Below are 13,046 nucleotides of genomic sequence, written 5' to 3' on the forward strand. Positions count from 1 at the left end.
GAGTACATCATCCCGACCGTTGCACCGCAATCGCCCCGGCCGTTTCGAGAAATGGCCGGGGCGAATTCGCGTCAGATCATCCGTGCCACGGGTTGCCGTGGCCGTCCTGGTTCTCCGTGGTTGTCGTGGTGGGGGGCGGCGGCGGGTTGTCGTCGGCGTTCGCCGCGACACCACCGGAAACGGAGGCCGCGACGGCGAGCGCGGTCAGGAGCGTGGCGGCACCGGCCGCGACAGTGGACACGATTTTGGACATGGCGAATCTCCCGAAGGCAATCGGAATTGATTTCCGGATTTCGCCCGCTTTCTGCGGGCTCCCTTCGAGCATTCGTCTTCGAAAAGCCTGGAACCAGGTGTTTCCCGTTGCCCACCGAGGTGGTCAACACGTCCACTCCTCATCCACTTCTGGTCAACAGCCCTCGTGAACACTGCGCGCGTCCGGCCGCCGGCCGGCTTTCACCGAGGAGGGTGGAGTGATCGAACCCGCGAACTACGACATCGCCGTGTCGTTCGCCGAGGACCAGCGCGCCGTCGCCGACGAGGTGGTCGAGGCGTGCCGCCAGCGCGGCCTGACCGTGCTCGAGAGCAACGACCTGCCCCAGGCACAGGTGCGCTTCCTGGTCCCGTTCGCGTCCACGGCGGACGAGCTGCCGACCGGCGACGACCACGTCCTGCCGGTGTTGACGGGCGAGGCGCCCTGGTCACCCGACTACCTGCGCGCCGACGAGCACCTCGTCGACACCCTGGTGGCCCGCGTCGAAACCGCGGAAACCTCGCAGCAGCCCCGAATCCCGGTCGCCGACGCCGTGGCCGCGCTGAAGCAGCCGGCCCCCACCCCGTTCAGCGGCCACGCCGAGCAGAACGCGGCCCTGCGCCACCTGGCGGAGCAGTTCGCCGCCGCCTCCCCCGCCCTCGCCAGGCGCGGCCTCGCCGGCACCATGCACCAGGGCGACACCACGATCGCGGTGCGCGTCGAACGCGCGGAGGACAAGGTCTACGCACTCGAAGTGCGGCGCGACGGCACCAGCGACGACATCGTGAACTTCGTCGTCCTCGGCGGCCCAGCGGAGTTCTCCACGCTGTGGCAACGGATCGAGGACATGCTCACCACACTGTGAGCCCAAGGCGAAAGGGCGGTGCCCCCCTTCCTCGGGGCACCGCCCTTTCGCTCATTCCCGGGCTTTCTCGATGACTTCCTCCAGCCGCAACGGACTGGGCGGGTGGTGGCTGAGGCACAACGGAGCCCGCATCCGCCGGAACCCGAACGTGTCCCCGGTGACGTAGAACTGCCCGCGCTCCAGCCGGGAGATGTCCGCGATCGAACTCCCCTTGGCCCGCGCCATCTCCGTCGCCGCCGCGATCTGCGCCGGACTGTTCAACCGCCCGAAGAACTGCGTCGTCGCGTTGCCGGTCACCTGGTTGTGCACACCCTTGGGCGCCTGAGTGGCGAGCACCAGCCCGAGCCCGTACTTACGTGCCTGCGACGCCAGCAGAATCGTGGTCTGCGTACTGGCCGTGACTCCACCGGAAGGCGCGATCGTCTGCGCCTCGTCCATCACCATCAGCCCGCCCAAAGGCCGGTCCACGGCGGGATTCCGCTTGATCCAGGCGAACACCTCCAGCTGCAACTGGCTGATGAACCCCTGCCGCTGCTCGTCGGACGGCAACCCGACAAAGCTGATCACTGAAATCCGGGCCTTCTTCCCTTCCGAAGGCTCGAACAACACCCCGGGATCCGTGGCGTCACCGGTCCCCGCGAGCAGCGGATCGTTGACCATCGCGGCCCTCAACGTCTCCGCCAGATCAGCAGCGGTGGCCGTGGCCGAGTACAACTTGCTCACCCCGTCCGGCAACTCCGCCAACAGGTCCACGAACCCGTTGAGGTCCCGCCGATCACTGCGCGCGTAGTGCTTCAACGCCTCCTTGAGCACAGCCCGCCCCCGAACAGCGAACTTCGTCTCACTGGCAATCCGGGCATGAGGCACCAACCGCGCCACAGCGGCCTCGACCGCCGCCTCGAACTCGTCCTGATCCCCCCGCACCAACGCGAAATCCGGCAGGGGATGAAAACTCAGCGGCCGCCCACCGGCCCTCCCAGGCGTCCACACCACAACCTCGGTGCCGGCCAGGTACTCCGCGGCCAACGCCTCGTCCCCGGCCCGCCACTCCCCCGGCACCTCGGGCCAGGCATCACCCAGCCGCGCCAGGTCGTTGTTGGGATCCAGCACGATCGCCGAAACCCCTTGCAGCGCACACTCCTCGACGATCCGCCGCAGCAACACCGTCTTCCCGCTACCGGACCCCGCGAACACGATCGCGTGCTTGCGCAACGACTCCAGCTCGATCCGGATCTCCCCGTCCATCCCGAGCACGATCGCCCCGTCACCGGCCTGCTCCACCACCGGCTTCGACTCCGGCTTCGGCTGGGATTCCGGTTGTGGCTTCGGCTTCGAGGCTTTCTGCTGCGGCGGAGGGCGCGTCTCCTGGTGGCTGGCCGCCGTTCGCTCCTGACCGGGCAGCACCGACCGCAGGAACGTCGTGCCGCTGGCCGGTTTCCGCGCGACCAGCCAGGCGAGCAGCTGGTGCGTCTGCACGGCGCAGATCTCCTTGAGAGCGCTGAACGTCCGCAGGTCGTCATCCGTGATGTCGACGCACCGGCCACCCGCACCCTGGATCTCGGCGACCAGGCTCCGCGTCACCGCCCCGGTCCAGCCCTTCGGCCCGTTGCGGATGATGATCAGGTGCCTGCCCCGCGCGCCGTGGGTCCCCTCCGCCGCGGCACGGGCGTCACGCAGCTTGCGCAGCACCCGGTTGCCGTGACTGCTCGCGATGAACCGCAGGCCCCAGCGCTCCTGGGTGTCCAGTTCCTCGTTCACCGTCAGCCGCAGACCCGCGTGCAGCCCCATGTCGTCGGAGTGCGGCTCCGGGTGCCACTTCAGCTCGTCGTTGCCGACCTCGGTGATCCAGGACTTCATCCCCGCCAGCAGCAACGCGGGCAGCACCTCGTCCTCGTTGTGCGGCCTGACGTCCACGGCGACGATCGCGGCCGCCGCCTTCAGCTGCGCGAACCTGGCGTCGAACTCCGCCATGTAGTCCGGTTCTGGCCCGGCGGGCACCGGCACCGGTGCCGCCTCGGACTTGACGGGCTCGTCGAACGAGCCCAGTTCCTTGATGTCCCCGTACAGACACGCCTCGGCGTGCTGGTGCACCCGCCTCAGCAGCTGACGCGGAGTGCGGCCCACCCAGGTCTCCGGCTGGAACGCGCTGGGCGCCACCGGCCAGGTCGGGTGCGGCGGCACGATGCCGTTGCGCTGGTAGATCACCCCGAGCCACTTCTCCACCAACCGCCGGCCGACGGCCGGATCCGCGATCGCCGCGAGGATCGGGGTCATCGTGAAGCGGTCCTCGACCGTGGTGCTCGCGATCGACTTCAGCAACGCCCACGTGTCGGGCAGGCACGCCACGACGGTGATGGTGCGCCGCGTGGTCTCCCTGAGCTGCATCAGGCCGTCGGCGATGTCACCGATCTCCTGCACCAGCTCCGGGTTCGTCACCGCCTCCCCGACCGCGTCGCGTCCCTTGTTCACCAGCGTGTCCAGCTGGTCGACGGCGATCACGCACGGCCCGGTCATCGCGAGAACGCGCGAGATGTCCCGCACCAGGGCGCGTGACTGACCCGCCTCGGCCGGCAGTCCCCAGCGACGACGTTCCTCGCCGGGGTCGTCCGAGCCCTTCAGGAACGCCCTTCCGACATCGGAGTGCTCCGAGGCGTACAACACCAGCGCCCGGATGGCGTCACCGCACTCGACCGCGATGCGACTGTCCACATTGCGCAGTCCGTGCAGGAAGGTCTTCAGGATCTCCGGCGTCAGCGAGGCCTCACCCGTGACGGCCCTCGCGACCTCGGCGGGCACGTCAGCGCCCAGGCACAGGTCCCGCAGCAGCACCGTGAGCTGGAGGTCGCCCTCGTCGTTGGCCCGCCGCAGCTCACCGCGCATGGCCTCGGCGACGTCGTCCCAGAACGCCTTGCCCGACGTGACCTCGACCAGGAAGAAGTAGCCGCCCTGCTCCTGCACCATGCGGCGGACCGACCCCAGCAGGTGCGTCTTCCCGACGCCCTTCTCCCCCTGCAGCACCAGGCCGCCGATGCTCGGGCCCCTGCTGTCCCTCGCGTCCGCGATGCCGGCCTTGAGGCGGTGCTCGGCCCTGGTGTGCAGGCCGTCGACGTGGAACGGCGAAGCCTGCCAGACGTCGTCGGGTGTCTCGGCGGAGTTGAAGCGGACGACCGCCAGCGCCTCGCGCAGATGTTCGGTCATGATTCCTCGATCGCCATGAGGTGTTTGTCCTCGCCGCCGATCCGTATCGCCGCCGCGTGGTCCTCTTCGGTGAGCACCTTCTGGTTCGCGCTCGCGACCAGGTGCGTGTCACCGGCCTTCACCATCTGCAGCAACGTCTCGTCCACCTCGCCGCGCTCGGCACTGAGCCGCGGGCGGATCTTGGCGAGCCGGACCCAGTCCTGGTAACCGTCACCCAGCTCGAGGTAGACCTGCCGGATCAGGTCCTCCAGGTCCGCGGGGCGCACCGCCTCGCCGAACAGGCCGCGCTCCTTGAGGAAGCGCATCACGCGGCGCAGCACCGCGGCGTGCACCCGAGCCAGTGGTCCCATGCGCGACGGAGCCTCACCTTCGCTGAGGTCGTTGATGCACCAGGCGATGCCCTTGTCCGTGATCCGGTGGACGAGCCGCCGGCCCTCCTTGGACGACTCGAGAAGGCCGTCGTCGTTCAGCGCGTCGCGATCGTCCTTCCCCAGCTCGATCTTGAACTCCTTCACCAGCTCCACGTTCGGGATCACCCGGCCCTCGAGCATCAGCTGGACCAGTGCAGCCCTGGCGCTGGGTGCGTACGTCTCCGGCATCACGCCGCCCTTTCAGTCGGTGAACGCGTTGATTCGTCGCTCGATCCGGGCGAGCAGTGCGCTCACCTCGGTGCGCAGCAGTGCGGGAGCCGCCACCCCGGACCCGTTGCGATGCGGTTTGCTCAGCAGCAGCAGATCGGCGGACCTGTCGCGCAACAGCTCCATGTCGTCGTCGTCGAGAGCCCCCGCCATGCCGCGGACCGTCTCCTCGACGAGCGCGACCCTCCCGGCGTACGGCAACTGCTCCGGCACCTCCCGCAACGCGGCCTCGGCGTCCTTCAACGCCTCCTGGTCCGGCGCGGTCTCGGGCGCGGGGGCGGCCTTGACCAGGTCGTGCAGCTCGCGTGCCACGCGGACGGGACGGATGGTCGGGTCGAACTCCAGGTGCCGGAGGTTGCGCAGGAACCCGGGCAGCCGCTCGCGGTCGGTGCCGCGCGTGAGCAGGCAGAACAGCTGCCGCTGCGCGCCGTCCGGGCTGAGCGTCCTGCGCATGAACCGCTCCGCCTCGGTGAGCTGCCAGCGGCTCAGCTCGCCGGCGACCACCAGGCAGAGGTGCTCGGCGGCGTCCGCGGCCTGGTCGAGGATCTCCGGATCACCGGACACCGACCGGTCGGCCTTGATCCCGAGCAGACGGAGCTCGGTGATCAGTTCGGTACCGGTGCGCCACAGCGTCCGCGGGCTCGACACGAGCAGGTCCAGGTCGAACTTGCGGCGCCGGATCCTCGCGGCGGCCACGTAGGCGTCCCGGTTGTCGCGCAGCAGGTCGGTGCGGTCGAACTGCTGCGCGATCACCGCGGCGACCGTCTCCAGCGCGAACGAGATCTGGTCGGACGACGGCACCTGCTCCTCGAGCACGGGCAGCAGCTCGCCGAAGCTCCAGTAGGAGATGTAGGGGATGGTGACGTGCCGGAGCATCTGTTCCGGCGTCACGGTCTTGACCAGCCAGTTGCGGAACAGCGGGGTGACCACCTCGGCGCACTTCTTCTGCCACGTCTCGGCCCGCTCGTACTCCATGCGGTTGTCCAGCCGGGACAGCACCGGCATGACCTGGTGCCGCGGCCGGTCGTAGGGCAGCCGGTCCCTGGCCTTGTCCGCGAGGTGCGCGATGCCGACCACGTCGTTGAGGTTCTGGTCGTTCGCGGTGAACACGACGACCAGCCGATCGGGCAGCTGGGCGGTGCAGATGCCCGCGATGTCCGAGACGCCGGTGCGGCTGTCGATCAGGACGAAGTCGTACTTGGCGATCCACTGCTCGCGGTACTCCTCCAGGTGGGCCGCGAACCCCCGCCGGTACAGCTCCTCCCAGTCGAGCGACTGCATCCGGCTCGCGTACGAGGGCTCCAGCCCCAGCTCGTCGACACCGCCCGCCGCGATCAGGTCGAGGACCCCTTCCACGCCGACCTTCACCTCATGGGTGCTCGGCGTGCGCACACCGGCCTGGAATTCGTGCGCGATGTCGACCACACCACTGCGCGGCCTTTTGCTCAGGTGCGGTTCGAAGTAGAGGTGCAGACCCGGCGCCTCGAGATCCCAGTCGACGACGAGAACGCGATAACCCCAGCGTGCGAGCAGGACAGCCGTGTTGGCGAGGGTGAAGCTGCGTCCGACGCCGCCTTTGTAGGAGTAGAACGTGATCACGGTTCCGGTCATGGCTCGAACCTCGGCAACGGCGGAGGCGGGATGAGCACCGGATTCGGCCGTTCGACGATCGGCCAGTCAGGACTCCACGGCGGCACCTGCTTCGCCAGCTGCACCAGATCGCGGGCGAGAACCCTCACCTGCCGGCAGAAGGCGAGGTAGTCGACGGAATCCTGGTAGACCGCATCAGGATGCGCGTATTCCTTGAAGTCCTGCCAGGAACGCATTCTGCCGATGTCCGGGAAATTCTCGGAGTCCGAATACAGGATCGGGTAGATCAGTCCCTGGGAGATGTCGGCACCCGCCAGCCCGAGCACGGCCTCCCGGGCCTGCATGCTCTCCAGCTCCGCCATGCACCAGTCCGACTCGAAGTACGGCGGGGTCAGGAGCTGGATCATGATCTTGCTGTGCCGCAGCGAGTTCTCCAGGTTGTACGCCCACTCCACGGCCCGCGGCATGGTGCGGTCCATGTACACCTTGGGCGCGGGGGCGCACTCGTCGGCGAGGTACTCGACGAGTTTGTTGTAGAAGTGGGTCAACAGCCATTTCTGCACACTGCCACGACGGCTGTAGCTGATGAAGAAATCGTACTTGTAGGACACAGCGCATCACGGTAGATGCGACTGCAGCGTTGATAAAAGACAAAAAAGTGGGCATTTTCGGCGGTTCAGACCATAAACTGGACATTAACTGGTCGACCGAACTGCCCCGGAACAGCAAGAAGCCCCCGATCATGTTCGATCGGGGGCTTCCGGCGGTGAGTGGACGATACAGGGATTGAACCTGTGACCCCTACCGTGTCAAGGTAGTGCTCTCCCGCTGAGCTAATCGTCCGAGCGGATGACGAGACTCGAACTCGCGACCCTCACCTTGGCAAGGTGATGCGCTACCAACTGCGCTACATCCGCGTTGCTCCCGGTTTCCCGTGGTGCGAGAGGAACTTTATCCGACGGTCCCCCGAAGTTCCAAATCGGCTGATCTTGAGCACTTGGAACGCCTCCTCCCAGCCGACTCACGCGAGGCGCGCACCGCCGGGGATCCGGGGGCGAAGCCCGCCGGGCGGGGTCTGGGGGTTGCACCCCCAGAAAACACTGCGGGGCGAGCCGGTTCGCGCTTTCCGCGAACCGGCTCGCCCCGAGTCCCACATGGACGATACAGGGATTGAACCTGTGACCCCTACCGTGTCAAGGTAGTGCTCTCCCGCTGAGCTAATCGTCCGAGGCGGAGACGGGAATCGAACCCGTGTACAGGGCTTTGCAGGCCCTTGCCTAAGCCACTCGGCCACTCCGCCAGGAGTTATGACTCCTCGGTGAACCCACCGGGGAACCACAGAGCGGATGACGAGACTCGAACTCGCGACCCTCACCTTGGCAAGGTGATGCGCTACCAACTGCGCTACATCCGCGTACATCACTGACTTCATGATGTTGAAACGAAGCTTATACGAGGGGGTCAAGCGGGTTTCACCGGGGGTGCCCGCACCACTTCGCGGGCCCCCTACCTCGGGTTGTTCAGCTGAGGTCGTTCGAGATGAGGTGCGTGAGCGCCTCGTCCACGTTGACCCAGAGGTGCTCGTTGCCCGGCACCACGACGTCATAGGTCCGGTCGAGGAAGTCGGCGAGCTCCTGGGCGGAAGCCTCGAACATGGCGTGCCCGGACGGAGAGCTCAGCTCGATCACGACGACCTCGGGGTCGTCGGCGGCGGGGCGGATCCGGACGTCACCGTCGCCGGCGTCGGCGATGAGACCGTCTGCGAGCAGGTCGCGGGCGTAGACCCACTCGACCCAACCGGCGCGGCCGGTGCGGAACGCGGCGACGACCGCGTACGGGTCCTTTGTGTCGTATCGCAGCTCCACCTGAACCGGGACCGCGGGGGTCCTCGGTGCCAGCAGGTCGAAGACCGCTGTCGAGCGGAGCGTCACGTGATCGTTGCGCATCGTCGTTACCCTCTTCTCCCTTCCCGGTCAATGAAACGACCGAGCACCTCAGTTGTGACGTGCATGTGGCGAGGAACGCTCGCGGAACGGGCGCATATCACCCCATCGGGTCAGCTTGACTGCGTAACGCGACGGTTTGCACGCGCTCCGTGCCCTCCTCACTCGTTAGCCCGCGTTCAGCGACTCCCATCTTGCTGGGTCTAACCTGAACCCGGTACCGGCTGTTGCGCGAATGTTGGACGTGAGGACATCTCTGGTGGCTGACTCGCCCGGCCCAACCGTTGCGACACGCGACGGCCGGCCGACCGATTTCGAGCTCGTGCAAAGACTCGCACAGGGCGATCGGTCGGCGTTCGGTGAGCTGTACGACAGGTACGGCACACCGGCATACTCGCTGGCCAGGCGCATCTGCGTGGATCCCGAGCTGGCCGAGGACGTCGTCCAGGAGGCCTTCCTCGCGCTCTGGCGGCACCCCGCCAGGTTCGACCCCGCCCGCGGAAGTTTCGGCACCTGGTTGATGACTTTGGTGCACCACCGCGCGGTGGACGCCGTACGTAAGGAGAACACCCAGCGTCGTCGAACTGTTCCCCTCACGGACGACGCCTCCCCTCCTGTCGAGGGCTCCGACCACGCCGCGTTGGTCAGCGTGGTCAGCGCCGAGGTCAGAGCAGCGCTCCACACGTTGCCGGAAGAGCAACGCCAAGTGATAGCTCTCGCCTATCTCGGTGGCTACACGCAGTGCGAAGTGGCAAAACTGACAGGCGTACCCCTGGGCACTGTGAAATCGCGCACGTTCGCGGCAATCAGACGTCTCAGAGGCACGTTGGGGAACTTGTGGGCCGGGGAGACCGGCGAAACGACAGGAGCTCACCGGTGAACGGCGACCTGTGCGCTCACGAGGAGCTCGCCGTCGGCTGGGCGATGCACTCCTTGGAGCCCGACGAGGAAGCACTCGTCCGCGACCACCTGCCGACCTGCGCCACGTGCCGGCACACGGTGCAGGCGACGCAGGAGGTGCTGGCGGGCATCGGCGGCGCGGTCCGGCAGGAACAACCACCACCACACCTGCGCGCCATGCTGATGGAACAGATCGAGCACATCCCCCAGGAAGTGGAAGCGCCCGCACCGCACACCCCGCGCCACGCGGCCCCGACCCCGCTGCGCCCGCAACACCGCCGCCGCACGGGCCGCGTCCTGCTGGCCGCCGCGGCAGCACTGGCCGTCCTGGCAGGCGGCGGCTACCTCGGCGTGCGCGTCAACCAGCTCTCAGGCGAGGTGGCGGCCTCAGAAGCCCGCACGAACGACCTGAACAAGGCCCTCTCCCTGGCCGCCAACCCGGCTACCAACAGGGCGGTCCTGCGCACCGGCACGGGCGACGAGGTGGCGGTCGTGCTGTCCAACCCCACCACCGGCGCCGTCATGCCGACGAACTTGAAACCGAACGACTCGGGCCACGTTTACGTAGTTTGGGGTGCGAGCACGCCAGCGCCGGTACCGTTGGCGGTGTTCGACGTACGAGCCGGTTCGACCGACCCGCAACTGCTGGCCTGGTCCTCCGACGCGCACAAGCACACGACCTTCGCGGTGTCGCTCGAACCAGGCCGCCAGGCTCCTCCGAAACCCTCGGAGGTCCTGGCAGGCGGTCAGGTTGCACCCGCCTGAATCCACACAGGATGATCGACACATGACGAAGCCCGACGTGAAGCCCGAGGAGCACAAGGGCTGGCGCCATTGGTTCCACAGGAACCCGGCCCTCAACCTGGCGTACCGCATCGGCGTGGGCGTGATCGGCGGCCTGGTGCTGATCGCGGGCATCATCATGATCCCGTACCCCGGCCCGGGCTGGCTCGTGGTCTTCGCGGGCCTCGCCATCCTCGCCACGGAGTTCGAGTGGGCAGGCCGAGTCCTGAAGTTCGCGAAGCGCTACTACGACCGCTGGGTCGAGTGGCTCAAGCGCCAGCCCGGCTGGGTCCGCGGCCTCGTGATGGCGGGCGTCTGCGCCATCGTCCTGGTCACCTGCTACTTCCTCAACGTGTTCGCCCTGGTAGGCGGCTGGTTCGGCCTCGAGTGGAGCTGGTTGCAGAGCCCGATTTTTGGTTCTCGTTGATGATGTTGTAGGCTATGACCACACCGCGAGAGCGGGACAGCACGACAACAGAACACGGGCGTTTAGCTCAGCGGGAGAGCGCTTCGTTCACACCGAAGAGGTCACTGGTTCGATCCCAGTATCGCCCACACAACCCGAAAGCCTCTGACCTGCGAAGGTCGGGGGCTTTCGGCTTTCTCGGGCATGCGCGGACCCCTCGTTTCGGGGCCTCGGTGCAGAAAGTGGTGCTAAACCGGCGTTGTTCCACGTCAGGCCAGCCCCTTCTGCGAGGGCGGCAGGAACAGACCAATCACTGCCTCGGCTGCGTCGCGATCAAGGTCCTCGATGTCCGCGGAATACGTGTCGAGAGTGAACGCCACCGTCGCGTGCCCAAGACGAGAGCTGACAATCTTCGGGTGCACGCCAGCTCGTAGCGAGATCGTCGCGTAGGTGTGCCGGATGTCGTGGAACCGAATCTTCGGCAGCTTCAGGAGATCGACCAGCCTGTTGAACTCCTCGGTGATGGTGTCCGGATAGATCGGCCGACCATCCTCCCAGCAGAACGCCAGACCGTGGTCCTGATAAGAGTCACCCCAGTCCTGCTTCTCCTTCTCCACCTGCTGGAAATGCGCGGTCAACACCCCGGTCGTGAAGCTGTCCAGCGCAAGCAGCCGACGACTCTTCTGACTCTTACCTGCGCCCGTCACTGCTCTTCCTCCGGCGATCACTCGCGTGGTGGCGGCCATGCGAACGACCTTTTTCAAGAGGTCGAACGCGGCAACCTCTACACCACACAACTCTGAGCGGCGGACCCCGGTCGACGCCCCGAGGACCCACAACGCGTACCAGCGGTGGTGTCGCGCGTGCTCTAGGAAGAGCATCATCTGTTCTGGAGTCCAAGTGCTGTGGTTCCGCCTCGGAACCGATGGAGCCTTCACGCTCCGAATCGGATTGAGATTGATGTACTTCCACAACACCGCCACGCTCATCGCAGAGCTGAGCATGATGTGCACGCTTTTGACGGTCTTCGGCGCGAGCCCAGGCACGTGGGGCTTCGGGATACGACCGACCTCGTAACGCCGAACTGCACGGCGTGCAGCGGCGTAGGTCACACCAACCTTGTCGGCGATCTCCCGCAGTCGAATCTCCCGATCCGCGGCGCGCGCCTCCTTCCACAGCTCGTACATCTCGCCGTTGGTATTGCGCTTCTGACGCCCCTCCGTGAGCAGGTAGTCGTAGAGCGCAGCCACCATCGTCGGCACGAAGTCCTGCATCAGGCGCTTCCCTACGATCGGCATCACGTAGGTCCGTGCCAACGTCTCGTAGTTGGCCGCCGTCGTCGGTTCAGTGGTGAGGCGAACGTACGGGAAGTACTGCTCGAAGAAGTCGTTGATCGTGGCACGAGACGGCTTCACGTAGGTCTCGGTGACGAGCGCAGTGCGTGCTTCCTCCATCCCCTCCCACGCTTCGTCCTCAGTCTCGTAACCGCTCTTCCTGATCTGCTCGCGAACACCAGTAAGAGGGTGCTCAGGCCCCTGAAAGGCATACGCCCACTTCCGGCCGCGCTTGTACACCGATCCATCAGGACGCTTGCGAGATCGCTTTTTCTTCCCGCCGGTCATGCGGCCTCGACTCCCCCGGCATCGTCCCGCTCGGCTTCGAGGAACTCGATGAGCCGCGCACGAACGACGAACACCCGTCGTCCCAGCCGGCGGGCGCCAGGCAGCTGACCGGAGTCGGCGTATCGGTAGGCCGAAGCCCGACTGATCCCCAAGAGCCGTGCAGCTTCCGGGATGGACACGAGTGCGGGGCCATGAACATCAACCACGGTGTTCTCCAGATGCACTTTGGACACACAGACGCGCTGCTCGACGCCACTTCGTTGCGCTTCCGACTCGCGTGTCTCGATCGGGTCAACATCACTTGCGAAGCCCGTTCGACTCATGCGGACCGCCTTTCACTTCGGTGCAGCGAGGGCTCTCGCCGCAGATCCATCGGTTGCCAATTGGTAAGGTAACACCTATCTGAGATAGTTGTAACCTATCGAGGATAGGCTGAACCTCTCCTGCATGGCATGAGTAGCCCGGCCTCACGGAGTTTCTGGTGCATATCGGGAAGACTGAGCCTCGTTGGCGCCCTGGACGAGTGCCTCCTACACGCGACCACGGAAGGGCGTGACGGTGCAGCTTCGATGGCGCCTTAGGCAGGTGATGGCTTCACGCGAAGTGTGGACAGGCAAGGAACTGCGCGACCTTCTGCAGCGGCGCGCCAACTTCACCCTGTCGGGGCCATCGGTGTACGCGCTGATCAACAACGAGCCGGTCCAGGTGAAGACCGAGACGTTGCAAGCTTTGTGCATCACGCTCCAGTGCACGCCGAACGAGCTCTACGGTGTGGCCGCTCCGCAAGATCTCTCCTTGGCGAACGAACCCGAAGCTGCCGATCAGTCGGACAAGAGCTAACACAGCAACAA

Annotated in this window: 13 protein-coding genes and 6 tRNA genes; 6 read left to right on the forward strand and 13 right to left on the reverse strand. The window is 66.3% G+C overall.

The window, feature by feature from the left end; translation table 11 throughout:
- Positions 1-76: 76 nt before the first annotated feature.
- Positions 77-253 (reverse strand): hypothetical protein, encoded by a 177-nt coding sequence (locus IE307_RS44540; protein WP_191305551.1) that lies wholly within the window; start codon positions 251-253, stop codon positions 77-79.
- Between the two features lie 217 nt (positions 254-470).
- On the opposite strand from IE307_RS44540, the gene IE307_RS44545 reads away from it, so the two are divergent.
- Positions 471-1,115, forward strand: coding sequence for a hypothetical protein (locus IE307_RS44545; protein ID WP_229905643.1), 645 nt, complete (start codon positions 471-473; stop codon positions 1,113-1,115).
- 51 nt (positions 1,116-1,166) lie between these two features.
- Here the strand turns inward: IE307_RS44545 and IE307_RS44550 are convergent, their stop codons facing one another.
- The 10 genes from IE307_RS44550 to IE307_RS44595 all read right to left on the reverse strand — a co-directional run bounded on the left by IE307_RS44550 (position 1,167) and on the right by IE307_RS44595 (position 8,487).
- On the reverse strand, positions 1,167-4,313 hold the full coding sequence (locus tag IE307_RS44550) for a helicase HerA domain-containing protein (RefSeq protein WP_191305552.1): 3,147 nt from the start codon (positions 4,311-4,313) through the stop codon (positions 1,167-1,169).
- Positions 4,310-4,912, reverse strand: coding sequence for a hypothetical protein (locus tag IE307_RS44555; RefSeq protein WP_191305553.1), 603 nt, complete (start codon positions 4,910-4,912; stop codon positions 4,310-4,312). Before IE307_RS44555 ends, IE307_RS44550 begins: the two co-directional genes overlap by 4 nt.
- A 12-nt stretch (positions 4,913-4,924) precedes the next feature.
- Positions 4,925-6,562 (reverse strand): tyrosine-protein kinase family protein, encoded by a 1,638-nt coding sequence (locus IE307_RS44560; RefSeq protein WP_191305554.1) that lies wholly within the window; start codon positions 6,560-6,562, stop codon positions 4,925-4,927.
- The gene (locus IE307_RS44565) at positions 6,559-7,152 is read right to left on the reverse strand and encodes a TIR domain-containing protein (RefSeq protein ID WP_191305555.1); all 594 of its coding nucleotides are present in this window, start codon (positions 7,150-7,152) and stop codon (positions 6,559-6,561) included. Before IE307_RS44565 ends, IE307_RS44560 begins: the two co-directional genes overlap by 4 nt.
- Positions 7,153-7,312: 160 nt before the next feature.
- Positions 7,313-7,384 (reverse strand) — tRNA-Val (locus tag IE307_RS44570).
- Between the two features lies 1 nt (position 7,385).
- Positions 7,386-7,458 (reverse strand) — tRNA-Gly (locus tag IE307_RS44575).
- 238 nt (positions 7,459-7,696) lie between these two features.
- A tRNA-Val gene (locus tag IE307_RS44580) sits at positions 7,697-7,768 on the reverse strand.
- Position 7,769: 1 nt separating this feature from the next.
- Positions 7,770-7,841, reverse strand: a tRNA-Cys gene (locus tag IE307_RS44585).
- Positions 7,842-7,882: 41 nt separating this feature from the next.
- A tRNA-Gly gene (locus tag IE307_RS44590) sits at positions 7,883-7,955 on the reverse strand.
- A 106-nt stretch (positions 7,956-8,061) separates the two neighbouring features.
- On the reverse strand, positions 8,062-8,487 hold the full coding sequence (locus IE307_RS44595) for an SsgA family sporulation/cell division regulator (protein WP_030477975.1): 426 nt from the start codon (positions 8,485-8,487) through the stop codon (positions 8,062-8,064).
- A gap of 256 nt (positions 8,488-8,743) precedes the next feature.
- Between IE307_RS44595 and IE307_RS44600 the strand changes: the two genes are divergently transcribed.
- From IE307_RS44600 to IE307_RS44615, 4 genes are all read left to right on the forward strand, one after another.
- Entirely contained in the window at positions 8,744-9,364 is a 621-nt protein-coding gene (locus IE307_RS44600) for an RNA polymerase sigma factor (protein ID WP_308436453.1), read from the forward strand.
- Positions 9,361-10,149, forward strand: a complete 789-nt coding sequence (locus IE307_RS44605; protein WP_191305557.1) for an anti-sigma factor — start codon at positions 9,361-9,363, stop codon at positions 10,147-10,149. The genes IE307_RS44600 and IE307_RS44605 overlap by 4 nt, the downstream gene beginning before the upstream one ends.
- A 22-nt stretch (positions 10,150-10,171) precedes the next feature.
- Complete coding sequence (locus tag IE307_RS44610) at positions 10,172-10,594, forward strand: TIGR02611 family protein (RefSeq protein WP_191305558.1); 423 nt, start codon at positions 10,172-10,174, stop codon at positions 10,592-10,594.
- 56 nt (positions 10,595-10,650) lie between these two features.
- A tRNA-Val gene (locus IE307_RS44615) sits at positions 10,651-10,722 on the forward strand.
- Between the two features lie 120 nt (positions 10,723-10,842).
- Here IE307_RS44615 and IE307_RS44620 read toward each other — a convergent pair.
- Together IE307_RS44620 and IE307_RS44625 are read right to left on the reverse strand one after the other, a co-directional pair.
- A complete protein-coding gene (locus IE307_RS44620; RefSeq protein ID WP_191305559.1) occupies positions 10,843-12,195 on the reverse strand; it encodes a site-specific integrase in 1,353 nt (450 codons plus the stop codon).
- A complete protein-coding gene (locus IE307_RS44625) occupies positions 12,192-12,518 on the reverse strand; it encodes a helix-turn-helix domain-containing protein (protein ID WP_191305560.1) in 327 nt (108 codons plus the stop codon). The genes IE307_RS44620 and IE307_RS44625 overlap by 4 nt, the downstream gene beginning before the upstream one ends.
- A 229-nt stretch (positions 12,519-12,747) precedes the next feature.
- Here IE307_RS44625 and IE307_RS44630 point away from each other — a divergent pair, with 229 nt between their 5' ends.
- On the forward strand, positions 12,748-13,035 hold the full coding sequence (locus IE307_RS44630) for a helix-turn-helix domain-containing protein (protein ID WP_229905644.1): 288 nt from the start codon (positions 12,748-12,750) through the stop codon (positions 13,033-13,035).
- The last annotated feature ends 11 nt before the right edge of the window (positions 13,036-13,046 follow it).

The sequence above is a fragment of the Lentzea cavernae genome (assembly GCF_014653695.1).
Taxonomy (GTDB): domain Bacteria; phylum Actinomycetota; class Actinomycetes; order Mycobacteriales; family Pseudonocardiaceae; genus Lentzea; species Lentzea cavernae.

What these genes read in the sequence shown, in the direction of transcription:
- IE307_RS44625 (WP_191305560.1), bottom strand. Translation starts at nt 12,518, where the DNA reads ATGAGTCGAACGGGCTTCGCAAGTGATGTTGACCCGATCGAGACACGC.
- IE307_RS44550 (WP_191305552.1), bottom strand. Translation starts at nt 4,313, where the DNA reads ATGACCGAACATCTGCGCGAGGCGCTGGCGGTCGTCCGCTTCAACTCC.
- IE307_RS44595 (WP_030477975.1), bottom strand. Translation starts at nt 8,487, where the DNA reads ATGCGCAACGATCACGTGACGCTCCGCTCGACAGCGGTCTTCGACCTG.
- IE307_RS44620 (WP_191305559.1), bottom strand. Translation starts at nt 12,195, where the DNA reads ATGACCGGCGGGAAGAAAAAGCGATCTCGCAAGCGTCCTGATGGATCG.
- IE307_RS44610 (WP_191305558.1), top strand. Translation starts at nt 10,172, where the DNA reads ATGACGAAGCCCGACGTGAAGCCCGAGGAGCACAAGGGCTGGCGCCAT.
- IE307_RS44560 (WP_191305554.1), bottom strand. Translation starts at nt 6,562, where the DNA reads ATGACCGGAACCGTGATCACGTTCTACTCCTACAAAGGCGGCGTCGGA.
- IE307_RS44555 (WP_191305553.1), bottom strand. Translation starts at nt 4,912, where the DNA reads ATGCCGGAGACGTACGCACCCAGCGCCAGGGCTGCACTGGTCCAGCTG.
- IE307_RS44540 (WP_191305551.1), bottom strand. Translation starts at nt 253, where the DNA reads ATGTCCAAAATCGTGTCCACTGTCGCGGCCGGTGCCGCCACGCTCCTG.